The following is a 13248-nucleotide window of genomic DNA, read 5'->3' on the forward strand; positions in this document are numbered from 1 at the left end:
AAAGGAGAAGAACATGGCATTAGAAAGAAAAATAGCAAAACACTTATTAGATATTGAAGCAGTGGCATTAAGACCAAATGATTATTTCACTTGGACATCTGGAATTAAATCACCGATTTACTGTGATAACAGAATTACAATGTCATATCCTGCGATTCGTCGTGAAATAGCAGCTGGTATGAGTGAAGTAATTAAAGCTAAATTCCCAGAAGTAGAAGTAGTTGCAGGTACAGCTACAGCAGGTATTCCACATGCTGCATGGGTAAGTGAAGTATTAGATTTACCTATGATTTACGTTAGGGACTCAGCTAAAAAACACGGTAAAACAAATCAAATCGAAGGTAGATTACTAGAAGGACAAAAAGTTGTTATTATTGAAGATTTAATCTCAACTGGATTATCTTCATTAAAAGTAGCCAAAGCTTTAGAAGAAGCTGGGGCAGTAGTCTTAGGAGTAGTAGCAATATTTAGTTATGAACTTAAGAAAGCACAAGATGCCTTTGCAGCAGATAAAGTAGAGTACCATACTTTAACTAACTATAACTACTTAATCGAAGAAGCTGTAGTAAGTGATTATATCAAACAAGAAGATGTAGAAAAACTTCTTGAGTGGAGAAATAATTTATAATAAAAGTTCTTTATCGGATTGAGATTAGTTTCAAGGAAATAAAGTAATATTAAAGATGTAGCTTAGAGGAAAGTTTTAAGATACATCTTTTTATATTATCATTTTTAATTTGATAGCGATTATCAATGGCTTGTGGTATAATTGTATTAATAATATAAGGTAGTGAGGGAATGAGAAATGGATAATATTATTGATGTGAGTATACCAGTTGCACAAGTTGTTGATAAACACCCAGAAGTATTGGATATTTTAGTAGATTTAGGATTTAAACCTTTGGCTAATCCGATTATGAGAAATACTGTAGGTAGAAAGACTTCACTTAGAATGGGTTCGAAGCTAGCAGGAATTAAACTTGAAACAATTATTGCTACATTAGAAGCTAATGGATATGAAGTAGTAGGATTAGACTAATGGCTACAAAGAGAATTGAAGTTTTACGCGACATACTATTACGACTTCATAAAGGTGAATCTGCAGAATCTGTTCAAGATGAATTCAATGAGCATTTTTCTGGAGTATCTGCTATTGAGATCTCTTTAATGGAGCATGAGCTTATGAATTCAGATTCTGGCGTAACTTTTGAAGATGTTATGAAGTTATGTAATGTACATGCTAATTTGTTTAAAGGTGCGATAAAAACTGTAGAAGTTGAAGATAGTGAGCATCCAGGACATCCAGTTCAAGTGTTTAAACAAGAAAATTTAGCTTTAAGAGCTGCAATAATAAGAGTTCGACGAATTCTAGAAAATTATGCTAAGCTCGATGAAGGAGAAACAAAAGAAGCCGTACTAAAAGGATTGCTTCGTCAGTTGCAATTATTAGGACAGTTTGATATTCATTATAAACGAAAAGAAGAACTGATGTTTCCAATAATGGAAAAATATGGACATGATGCACCACCTAAGGTTATGTGGGGTGTTGATGATGAAATAAGAGATTTGTTTAAACTTGCTAAAGAAGAAGCGGAAAAACTACCTAATGCAGAGATAACTGTCGTCAAAGAAAAGTTTGAAGTTTTTGTTAAAGAATTTGAGGAAATGATCTTTAAGGAAGAGTCGATTCTTCTGATGATATTATTAGAAACATTTACTCAAGACGATTGGTTGAGTATAGCTAAGGACAGTGATGCTTACGGTTATGCAATAATTCGACCTCAAGAAGAGTGGATTCCTCATAGAGAAGATTTTGAAACTCAGAATAGTGACAATAGTGAGGTAATGGAAGTAAAAGAAGGGGAATTAACGAAAGTAATTCAAACTCCTGAAGGAGAGTTCACTATTACCTATAAACCAAAAGAAGTTAAAGAAGAAACTTTAAATAGAGATACAGCTCAGAAAATTGGAAATGGGTATCTATCATTAAATCAAATTGATTTGATATTAAATCATCTGCCAATGGAAATTACCTTTGTGAATAAAGAAGAAATCTTCCAATATTATAATAATCATTGTTCAGAAGAAGAGATGATTTTTAAACGTACGCCAGGACAAGTAGGTAGAAATGTAGAACTATGTCATCCACCGAAGTATCTAGAGAAAGTTAAAACTATAATGAAAAACTTGCGAGAAAGAAAAAAAGACAAGTATGAAATGTGGTTTAAATCAGAATCAAAAGGGAAGTTTGTTCATGTCACTTATGCTGGGGTTTATGACGAAAACGGTGAATTTCAAGGAGTATTAGAATATGTTCAGGATATAGCTCCTTATAGAGAAATAGATAGTGATTATTATAGGGGAATAGAATAAAATATAAAAACGTGAGTGACTCAAAATCGATTTTCGAGTCACTCACTCTGTTTATGAATATATTTTATCGAATACATTTTTTCTTAATTTTCTTGTTGCAAAAACTAACAGTATGATTAATACTAAAGAGTATACTATTCCTACTATATGTGCTGATGATGGCAGCATAGCAATTAAGAAGAATGTTACGACATTAAGTAGTACTAATAATAAAATAGCTCCGAAAGCTAAAATAGTTAATAGGACTTGATTTATCGAACTACGATTAGCTAAATCTGTGATAGTGTTCCAGTTTAGATATAATTTTTTATAGTCGCTTGTATAACTATAGAAAGAAAAGACAATACTTGAAATAATATAAGATATTATTGTTACAACTGCTAATAAGATTGGTGTCTTAGTTATAACTAACATCACAATCAGAGCAAGTAATCCAAAACCAAGTTGTAAACAAGTGGCGATTGCTAATTTGATTTTTAGGTATTTTTTGAAATCAAAAGGAAGAGATTTTAAAAAATAGTAATCTTGTTTTTCTAGTGATATTGCTATACTTGTAAAATTCATTGGATTAGAATTAATGTACAATGCTAACGTGAATCCTATAGTCATAGCTACTGGGTAGAATATAGGTGGTAGTGTAATACCTCCGTGCTTTCTAATTTCTATAATTGGGATTACAAATATACCAAGTGTAACTATAAGATTAGTAAATACAGTTGACGAAATTGTACTGTTTAACAATAGTTTTACATTTCTCTTAATTAGTTTAGAAAATAGTGTAGTTGATGTACTATTAGTATTTTCCTTGATTTTTACAGCTTTAGAACTAGATGTGTATGTATTACCAGATATTCTATATAAGTCTTTCATATATTTTCTTATTACAAATATATATGTAGTAAAGAAAGAAATAAGTGCTAAGATAATAGCTACTATTAAGTAAGTATAAGTCTTAGAAATATCTAATACGAGTATATTTAAAAATAAATCTCCTGAATAATCAGAATCAAAACTTTTAAAAGTATGAGCAAAATTAAATATGTATCCTGTGAAGAATATCAACACAATTAATATTGTAGCTGCATTAACTTTCCCTTTATTCTTCTTGAAATTTGGGATATAAGTAATAAATGAAAGTAGTGTCATAATAGAACATATTAAAGTAATCATAAATGCAAAACTATATACTAATACGAAGAAAAATTTTTGAATTGAAAACTCTGCATTTAATCCAATAATCAAGTTTATAACTATTAAAGGAGTAAAATTACTGATAACCTGTGAAAGTAGAGTGAACAATTTACTAAAAAATATTTCAGATCCTGTAACAGGTAAGTGAATAATCGCTAATGTATCATCACTTTCGTAAAACATATTGATAAAATTATTTAAAATCTGAATAAACACTAATAATAAAATAAAGAAAAGTATATTTCGATATCCCGGTCCAGAAAAGTTAAAACCACGAGAAAATATTGAAAATAAAAATAAAATATGTAAGAAATTGAAAAAATTAAGCATTAAAACATTTCTAAAAAGATTATGTCTTATATCGCTCTTTCCACTGAATTTTTTTCTGTATTTTATTCTTTGAGGTGAAAAACTATAAAGAAGATTCGTTAAGAATAATTCTTTAATTACATTGAATCTCATATTTAATCACCACCTAAAATATTTGAATTTGAATTTTTTACTATATTAAGATAAATTTCTTCTAAATTATCTCCCTCAAATTGTTCTTTAAGCTCGTTAAGTGTACCGATAAAAACTAGTTTTCCTTTGCTGAGGATGCCTATTCTATCGCATAGATGTTCAGCGACCTCCAAGACATGGGTAGAGAATAGAACACTATTGCCTTTAGTGGCATGTTCTTTCATTAAGTTTTTCAAGTCAAATGCAGCTTGTGGATCTAATCCTGTCATCGGTTCATCCATAATCCAAAACTTAGGTTCTGATAATAATGCTCCAATAACAAATACTTTTTGTCTCATACCATGAGAGAAGGAACTAATTTCTTGGTGTTCAACTCCTGTCATATTAAATAATTTGCAGTACCTATTAAGAATATCATCTCTTGTTTTATTATCAATTTCATATATGCTAGCGACTAATGACCAATATTCAAAGGCCGATAATGTAAGAAACATATCAGGTGAATCAGGTACATAGCCAATTTGCTTTTTACACGCTAATCTATTATTTTTTAAAAGTAGATTATTGAAATAAATCTCTCCCGAAGTAGGCTCTAATATACTAACTAGGGATTTGATTGTAGTTGACTTACCAGCTCCATTATGCCCAATAAGTCCGAATATTTCCCCATCATTTATAGTAAAACTTAAATCATCAACAGCGCACTTTGTATCAAATTTAACAGTAAGATTTTTAATTTCTATCATAAATTATCCCTCCAATCTGTATCTATAGTTATATTATACTTGTAATCGTTTTAATCAGCAAGAGTATAATTTAATTATTTCTATAATAAATAATAAATTTTAAAGTTGTAAATGAAACGCCTGGAATAGTTTATTAAAAATACTAACGTGATACACCTGGAAGTGTTTATTTATAAGTTGAAAATGATACACCTGGTTAAGTGTGAAAATAGAATGTGATAATAGCAAGTTAAAAAAGATATAAAAAAATTTTAAAAAAGTATTGACAAGAAAAAATAAAAGTGGTATTATTTAGTACGTGAGTGTTACGGCACTCTGTGTAAAGCCACTATGGCTTATAAAAAATTTAAAAACGTGATACACCTGGATAGGTGATTCACAAAGTATCGAGGAAAGGAGGAAATCAGTAAAATGCCAACTATTAACCAATTAGTTCGTAAACCTCGTAAATCAAAAGTATCGAAATCAGATTCACCAGCACTTAACAAAGGTTACAACTCTCAAAGAAAGAAAGAAACTAACATTTCTTCACCACAAAAACGTGGAGTTTGTACTCGTGTTGGGACTATGACACCTAAAAAACCTAACTCAGCTTTACGTAAATATGCACGTGTTCGTTTATCAAACCAAATCGAAGTAACAGCATATATCCCAGGTATCGGACACAACCTACAAGAACACAGTGTTGTACTTATTCGTGGAGGACGTGTAAAAGACTTACCAGGGGTACGTTACCACATCATCCGTGGAGCTTTAGATACTGCAGGAGTTAACGACCGTAAACAAGGACGTTCACTATACGGTGCTAAAAGACCAAAAGAGAAAAAATAATAAAAGATAAAATTTGATAAAAAGAATTCGTGAAAGGAGGCAGACACTATGCCACGTAAAGGTCCAGTTGCAAAACGTGACGTTTTGCCAGATCCAATTTATAACTCAAAATTAGTTACAAAATTGATTAACAAATTAATGCTAGATGGGAAACGCGGTACAGCACAAAGAATTTTATATTCTGCGTTTGATTTAATTAAAGAAAAATCAGGACGTGATGCTATGGAAGTTTTCGAAGAAGCATTAAACAACATTATGCCAGTTCTTGAAGTTCGTGCTCGTCGTGTTGGTGGTTCTAACTACCAAGTACCAGTAGAAGTACGTGCTGAAAGAAGAACTACATTAGGTCTACGTTGGTTAGTTAACTATTCTCGTTTAAGAGGAGAAAAAACTATGGAACAACGTTTAGCTAATGAAATTTTAGACGCAGCAAATAACACTGGTTCAGCTGTTAAGAAACGTGAAGATACTCACAAAATGGCTGAAGCTAACAAAGCATTTGCTCACTATCGTTGGTAATTATAGGGTGAATATCAAGCTATTTTATAGCTTGAGTTTTTCACTATAAAAGACAAATTACTAAAATCATTTAAAAATTTATGAAAGGAGAAAATTGACTCATGACTAGAGCATTTTCTTTAAAAGATACTCGTAATATCGGTATCATGGCTCACATCGACGCAGGTAAAACTACTGCTACTGAGCGTATTCTGTTCTACACTGGGAAAATCCACAAAATCGGAGATACTCACGATGGTAACTCTCAAATGGACTGGATGGAACAAGAACAAGAACGTGGTATCACTATTACATCTGCTGCAACAACTGCTCAATGGAAAAACCACCGTATCAACATCATCGATACACCGGGACACGTAGACTTCACAGTTGAGGTTGAACGTTCACTTCGTGTACTTGATGGATCAGTAGCAGTATTAGATGCACAATCAGGTGTTGAACCACAAACAGAAACAGTTTGGCGTCAAGCTACAACTTATGGAGTTCCTCGTATCGTATTCGTTAACAAAATGGATAAAACAGGAGCTGACTTCTTATATTCTGTAGGAACAATCCACGACAGATTACAAGCTAATGCACACCCAATTCAACTTCCAATCGGAGCTGAAGATTTATTCGAAGGTGTAATTGACCTTGTTGAAATGAAAGCTATTTACAACGAAGGTAGCGTAGGGGAAAATCTTGTTGTTAAAGAAATCCCAGCTGAATACCAAGATCAAGCTGAAGAATACCGTGAAAAACTAATCGAAGCTGTTGCAGAATTCGATGAAGACTTCATGGAAAAATACTTAGGTGGAGAAGAAATTACAATTGACGAGCTTAAAGCTGCAATTCGTAAAGCTACATTATCTGTAGAATTCTTCCCAGTAGTATGTGGATCAGCATTCAAATATAAAGGTGTACAACCAATGCTAGATGCAGTAGTAGAATACTTACCATCTCCATTAGACGTACCTGCTATTAAAGGGGTTAACCCAGATACTGATGAAGAAGTAGAAAGACACTCTTCAGACGAAGAGCCATTCTCAGCCCTAGCTTTCAAAGTTATGACTGACCCATTCGTAGGGAAACTTACTTTCTTCCGTGTGTACTCAGGTATTTTATCATCTGGTTCATACGTTAAAAACTCAACTAAAGGTAAACGTGAACGTGTAGGACGTATCCTACAAATGCACGCTAACACTCGTAACGAAATCGCTGAAGTATACGCTGGTGATATCGCTGCAGCTGTTGGTCTTAAAGATACTACAACTGGGGACACATTATGTGACGAGAAAAACGAAGTTATTCTTGAATCAATGGAATTCCCAGAACCAGTTATCCAACTTTCAGTTGAACCAAAATCAAAAGCTGACCAAGATAAAATGTCTACAGCTTTACAAAAATTACAAGAAGAAGACCCAACATTCCGTGCTGGAACTGACGAAGAAACTGGACAAGTTATCATCGCAGGTATGGGTGAGCTTCACTTAGACATCATCGTTGACCGTATGCGTCGTGAATTCAAAGTTGAATGTACAGTAGGTGCTCCAATGGTATCTTACCGTGAAACATTCAAACAAGCTGCACAAGTACAAGGTAAATTCACTCGTCAATCTGGTGGACGTGGACAATACGGGGACGTATGGATTGAGTTCACTCCAAATGAGCCAGGTGCAGGATTTGAATTTGAAAATGCTATCGTTGGTGGGGTAGTTCCACGTGAATACATCCCAGCAGTAGAAGCAGGATTAAAAGACTCTATGGCAAATGGGGTATTAGCTGGATACGAATTAATCGACGTTAAAGCTAAATTATTCGATGGATCATACCACGATGTCGATTCATCTGAAATGGCGTTCAAAGTTGCTGCATCATTAGCTCTTAAAGAAGCTGCTAAAAAATGTAACCCAGTAATCTTAGAACCAATCATGAAAGTTGAAGTTGTAATGCCTGAAGAATACTTAGGAGATATCATGGGAGACATCACTTCACGTCGTGGACGTGTTGAAGGTATGGAAGCTCGTGGTAACGCACAAGTAGTAAGTGCTTCAGTACCATTATCTGAAATGTTCGGATATGCAACTTCTCTACGTTCTTCAACTCAAGGACGTGGTACTTACTCAATGGTATTTGACCACTACGAAGAAGTACCTAAATCAATTTCTGAAGAAATTATCAAAAAAAATAAAGGATAATAAAAATTATTCTTTATAGTTGCAATTTTCGTTGTAACATTATAAAATATAGTTATCATAGAATGCTATGTGACTAATTTAAAAAAATAAAATTTTATTAACTTGAAGGAGACATTTTTAAAATGGCAAAAGAAAAATTTGACCGTAGTAAAACACATGCTAACATTGGAACAATTGGTCACGTTGACCACGGTAAAACTACTTTAACAGCAGCTATCGCTACTGTATTAGCAAAAACTTATGGTGGAGAAGCTAAAGACTACGCTTCAATCGATAACGCACCAGAAGAAAGAGAACGTGGTATCACAATCAACACTTCTCACATCGAGTACGAAACTCCAAACCGTCACTACGCACACGTAGACTGCCCAGGACACGCTGACTATGTTAAAAACATGATCACTGGTGCTGCTCAAATGGACGGAGCTATCTTAGTAATCGCTGCTACAGATGGACCAATGGCTCAAACTCGTGAGCACATCCTATTATCTCGTAACGTTGGAGTACCAAAAATCGTTGTATTCTTAAACAAATGTGATATGGTTGATGACGAAGAGTTATTAGAATTAGTTGAAATGGAAGTTCGTGAACTATTATCTGAATACGGATTCGACGGAGATGAACTACCAGTAATCAAAGGTTCTGCTCTTAAAGCTCTTGAAGGAGACGCTGATGCAGAAAAAGCTATCATCGAATTAATGGAAACAGTTGACGAGTACATCCCAACTCCAGAACGTGATAACGCTAAACCATTCATGATGCCAGTTGAGGACGTATTCTCAATCACAGGTCGTGGTACAGTTGCTACTGGACGTGTTGAACGTGGACAAGTTAAAGTTGGAGACGTAGTAGAAATCGTTGGATTAACTGAAGAACCAGCTTCAACTACTGTAACAGGTGTTGAAATGTTCCGTAAATTATTAGATTACGCTGAAGCAGGAGATAACATCGGTGCATTATTACGTGGTGTTGCTCGTGAAGACATCGAACGTGGACAAGTTTTAGCAGCTCCTAAAACAATCACTCCACACACTCAATTCGTAGCTGACGTGTACGTATTATCTAAAGAAGAAGGTGGACGTCACACTCCATTCTTCACAAACTACCGTCCTCAATTCTACTTCCGTACTACTGACGTAACTGGTGTAGTTACTTTACCAGAAGGTACTGAAATGGTAATGCCTGGGGATAACGTATCAATCAACGTAGAACTTATTTCTCCAATCGCGATCGAAGAAGGAACTCGTTTCTCAATTCGTGAAGGTGGACGTACTGTAGGTTCAGGTGTTGTAACTTCAATCGTTAAATAATAATTGAATTTAAACATATAAAGCAAGGTGAAATTCACCTTGCTTTTTTTATATACTTAATATTGATTTACATAATGTTCATATTCAATTATAGATATTTGATAGTTTTAGTACATTATATGTATTAATATTGTATTTTTATTGTAAAATCATTATTTTTTGTAATTTTATTAGAAAATACGTACTATTTTTAGTAAATCCTTGCAGAAAATCTGTAAGAGGTGTATAATATGTTTAAAGGTAGTATAGGGGAAATAATATAATAAATTCAAATAATTTATATATTATTAAAATAAAATCTGATTACTCTAGGGATATTGAGTAATAGTAAAAAGTCGAAGTTAAGAAATTAACTTCGATTTTTTCTTTTAAATTCATGAAGATTGTCTATTTGTTAACAGCTTGAAGACATTTAAATAGCTCAAAAAGAATATTCTAGTTATCATAATTGATAGTATAAAAAGCTGTTTGAGGAGCTAATAGATAACAAGTATAGTTTAATAACTTGACTTTACAAGTTTTATTCTATATGCTTAGTGTAATGCAATTTATTGTTTATGAACAAAAATTTTATATTTTAAGGGGAAAAAAATGTTTTTAGCTATTAATGAAATAAAAGATGCTAAGCTCAGGTATAGTCTTATTGTAGGATTACTTACACTAGTTTCTTATTTAATGTTTTTCTTATCTGGATTAGCTTTTGGATTGATAGATCAGAATAGATCTTATATTGATCATTGGAGGGCGGATACGGTATTACTTTCTTCAGAAGCAAATAAAACTATTGGTTTATCTAATCTAAAATTATCAGATAAAAAATCTTTATCTGCAGATAATGTTGAACCTTTTAGTCAAATGGTTACAGTTTCTAAAACTGAGAAGAGTTCAAATGAGGATGTTAAACAAAAAGTTAGTATTTTTGGTGTGAATAATGGGAGCTTTTTAATTCCACCAGTAATACAAGGAAGAATTTTTGAATCTAAAAATGAAGTTGTTATTGAAAAAAGTTTGTCTGAAAAAGAAGGATATTCTATAGGAGATACTATTAAAACTGCAAACTCAGATATTGATTTAAAAATAGTGGGTTACACAGAAAAATCTAGATTTAATGTAGCCCCAGTCATATATATGAATATTAATGATTTTCAAATTTTAAAATATGGTGTAAGTAAAACTACTGATAATCCTATGATTAATGCTTTCGTAGTAAAAGGAGAATTAAAGGATTACGACAGTTCTATTTTCCAAAAAGTTAGTATAGCTGATTTTATTAATGAATTACCTGGTTATAGTGCTCAGATTTTAACGTTTGGACTAATGATAGGATTCTTAATAGTGATTTCTGCTATTATTATAGGTATTTTCATGTATGTACTTACTATTCAGAAAACACCTATTTTTGGTATAATGAAAGCCCAAGGAATCTCGAATGGAATTATTGGAATTTCTGTTTTATCGCAAACATTCTTACTTTCATTAGCTGGAAGTATACTAGGTTTGGTTGGAACATGGGGAACATTACTTGTCCTGCCATCAGCAGTACCATTTTTAGGAAATGGACTTTATTACAGTATTATATTCGTTAGTTTGATTATTTTTTCTTTAGTAGGAACATTATTCTCTGTATTAGCTATTAGAAAAATTGATCCATTAAAAGCAATAGGATAGGTGTCATATGAATGTATTAGAATTTATAAATGTAACTAAATCATATCAGGATGGAAATAAAGAAATAGAAGCTCTGAAAGAAACTAATTTTAAAATAGAAGAAGGTAAATTTATTGCGATTATCGGTCCATCTGGTTCAGGTAAATCAACTTTCTTAACTTTAGCTGGAGGTTTACAAACTCCGTCTAAAGGTCAAATAATTATTAATGGAAAAGATTATACTAATTTGTCTGAGAAAGAAAGGTCAAAGTTACGATTTAACGATATTGGATTTGTTCTACAGGCATCTAATTTAGTTCCATTTTTAACTGCAAAACAACAGTTAGAATTAGTTGATAGAATAAATAAGGAAAAAAGACAAAAACTTCAAGATCAAAAATCTCTTTTTAAAGAATTAGGAATAGATCATTTAGAAAATAAATTACCGAAAGACTTATCAGGCGGTGAACGACAACGATTAGCTATTGCTAGAGCCCTTTACAATAATCCGGCAATCATCTTAGCTGATGAACCTACAGCAAGTCTTGATTCAGATAGAGCGTTTGAAGTCGTAGATTTACTTTCAAAAGAGTGTAAAGAAAAAAACAAATCAATTATTATGGTAACACATGATAATAGGATGATTGAAAAATGCGATCATGTTTATCGAATGAAAGATGGTATTTTGATAAAGGAAAGATAATATAAAAAGTGATGATCCCCCAAAAGTCCTAAAATTTAACAAAGTTTATATATGAACTCATAGACGCAGTGGTTTATTGATATCTAAATTCGCTTTATAAAAGCTTTTTAGATATCTAATAATCTGTGCGGAGGTGACTCGATAAAATCGATTTCTATGAAATCACGATTTTGAGTCACTCTTATTTTTTTATTGATAATATTATTATATAAAAGTGTGGTAGTGTAATTTTAAGGAGTTTAGAAAAATAATTGTATAAAGCAGTTTAATATGATAATATATCTTAGTGTAGAGTACTCTCATTATCCCAAATTTATGAGAAATATATTAACTAATATTTTAAATAGAGTCAAAATAGTATAGAAAGGAAGAAAATGAAGAATTTAAAGTTTGATGGAACCCAGTTAAAATATATAGCTATAATTGCTATGACAATTGATCATTTAGCATGGCTATTATATCCAGGTTTAGTTAAAGAACCGATACCAGTAATTATGCACATAGTGGGACGTTTAACAGCACCGATTATGTGGTATTTTATCGCAGAAGGAAGTTATTATACAAAAGATATTAAAAAATATTTCTTTAGGATTATGAGTTTTGCTGTTATCAGTCACTTTGCTTTTTGTTTCGGTTTAGGTATACCATTTGATATAACAACAGGAAGTATATTTAATAAAACTAGTGTCTTATTCCCATTGGCGATGTCGGTTGCATTAATCGCAATTTTTAGAAATGAGAAGATAAATAATACACTAAAGATTTTAGCAATTATTGTTTTCTGTTTATTAACGTTTGTAGCGGATTGGTCTTCAATAGCTCTAATGATGCCATTCTTTTTATATAATCATAGAGATAATAAAAAACAACAAATATTTGACTATGTTATCTGGATAAGTGTTTATGCAGCTATTTATATTATATTTATAGATGTATTTTATGGAGTACTACAGTTTGCAACTTTATTCTCTTTACCATTATTAATGAGATATGATGGCACTAGAGGAAAACATATTGGTTCTAAGTGGTTCTTCTACTACTATTATCCAATACATTTAGCTATTATAGGTATATTTAGAATAATATTATATGGAAATATTTCATTGGTACTTTAGAAATAGTATGGACTTAGCAAATCAAAAGAACATGGATAGGTTTAATACAACAAAAATCTAATATAGGGGTTCCTTATTAAGACAAAACTTAATAAGGAACTTTTTTACATATATTGTGATATTAATTTGTAGTAAAAAAGTGAAGGATATAATATAATTAGAATACTATAAATA

12 protein-coding genes are annotated in these 13248 nt (G+C 32.0%); 10 read left to right on the forward strand and 2 right to left on the reverse strand.

Annotated features, from left to right (window positions below; translation table 11 throughout):
- Window positions 1–13 precede the first annotated feature (13 nt).
- From pyrE to HMPREF3186_RS04620, 3 genes are all read left to right on the forward strand, one after another.
- Window positions 14–628, forward strand: coding sequence for an orotate phosphoribosyltransferase (gene pyrE / locus HMPREF3186_RS04610; RefSeq protein ID WP_004264368.1), 615 nt, complete (start codon window positions 14–16; stop codon window positions 626–628).
- Window positions 629–805: 177 nt separating this feature from the next.
- The gene (locus tag HMPREF3186_RS04615) at window positions 806–1039 is read left to right on the forward strand and encodes a DUF1858 domain-containing protein (protein ID WP_003144696.1); all 234 of its coding nucleotides are present in this window, start codon (window positions 806–808) and stop codon (window positions 1037–1039) included.
- Entirely contained in the window at window positions 1039–2373 is a 1335-nt protein-coding gene (locus HMPREF3186_RS04620; RefSeq protein WP_060914137.1) for a DUF438 domain-containing protein, read from the forward strand. Before HMPREF3186_RS04615 ends, HMPREF3186_RS04620 begins: the two co-directional genes overlap by 1 nt.
- 51 nt (window positions 2374–2424) lie before the next feature.
- Here the strand turns inward: HMPREF3186_RS04620 and HMPREF3186_RS04625 are convergent, their stop codons facing one another.
- Together HMPREF3186_RS04625 and HMPREF3186_RS04630 are read right to left on the reverse strand one after the other, a co-directional pair.
- Window positions 2425–4026, reverse strand: a complete 1602-nt coding sequence (locus HMPREF3186_RS04625; RefSeq protein WP_060914138.1) for a hypothetical protein — start codon at window positions 4024–4026, stop codon at window positions 2425–2427.
- Window positions 4027–4028: 2 nt separating this feature from the next.
- Window positions 4029–4772: an ABC transporter ATP-binding protein gene (locus HMPREF3186_RS04630; RefSeq protein WP_060914139.1), complete on the reverse strand. Its 744-nt coding sequence runs from the start codon at window positions 4770–4772 to the stop codon at window positions 4029–4031.
- Between the two features lie 411 nt (window positions 4773–5183).
- Between HMPREF3186_RS04630 and rpsL the strand changes: the two genes are divergently transcribed.
- From rpsL to HMPREF3186_RS04665, 7 genes are all read left to right on the forward strand, one after another.
- Window positions 5184–5603, forward strand: a complete 420-nt coding sequence (gene rpsL, locus HMPREF3186_RS04635; protein ID WP_060914140.1) for a 30S ribosomal protein S12 — start codon at window positions 5184–5186, stop codon at window positions 5601–5603.
- 48 nt (window positions 5604–5651) lie between these two features.
- Window positions 5652–6122, forward strand: a complete 471-nt coding sequence (gene rpsG, locus HMPREF3186_RS04640) for a 30S ribosomal protein S7 (protein WP_003144697.1) — start codon at window positions 5652–5654, stop codon at window positions 6120–6122.
- A gap of 101 nt (window positions 6123–6223) precedes the next feature.
- Window positions 6224–8299, forward strand: a complete 2076-nt coding sequence (gene fusA / locus HMPREF3186_RS04645) for an elongation factor G (RefSeq protein WP_060914141.1) — start codon at window positions 6224–6226, stop codon at window positions 8297–8299.
- Window positions 8300–8421: 122 nt separating this feature from the next.
- Window positions 8422–9609 carry an elongation factor Tu gene (gene tuf / locus HMPREF3186_RS04650; protein WP_003144664.1) on the forward strand — a complete coding sequence of 396 codons (1188 nt, stop codon included), beginning with the start codon at window positions 8422–8424 and terminating at the stop codon, window positions 9607–9609.
- Window positions 9610–10200: 591 nt separating this feature from the next.
- A complete protein-coding gene (locus tag HMPREF3186_RS04655) occupies window positions 10201–11277 on the forward strand; it encodes an ABC transporter permease (RefSeq protein ID WP_060914142.1) in 1077 nt (358 codons plus the stop codon).
- Between the two features lie 7 nt (window positions 11278–11284).
- Window positions 11285–11959 carry an ABC transporter ATP-binding protein gene (locus tag HMPREF3186_RS04660; protein WP_060914143.1) on the forward strand — a complete coding sequence of 225 codons (675 nt, stop codon included), beginning with the start codon at window positions 11285–11287 and terminating at the stop codon, window positions 11957–11959.
- Window positions 11960–12333: 374 nt separating this feature from the next.
- Window positions 12334–13074: a TraX family protein gene (locus tag HMPREF3186_RS04665; RefSeq protein ID WP_060914144.1), complete on the forward strand. Its 741-nt coding sequence runs from the start codon at window positions 12334–12336 to the stop codon at window positions 13072–13074.
- Window positions 13075–13248 lie beyond the last annotated feature (174 nt).

Origin of the sequence: Gemella haemolysans (assembly GCF_001553035.1) — a bacterium.
Classification (GTDB): Bacteria; Bacillota; Bacilli; order Staphylococcales; family Gemellaceae; genus Gemella; species Gemella haemolysans_B.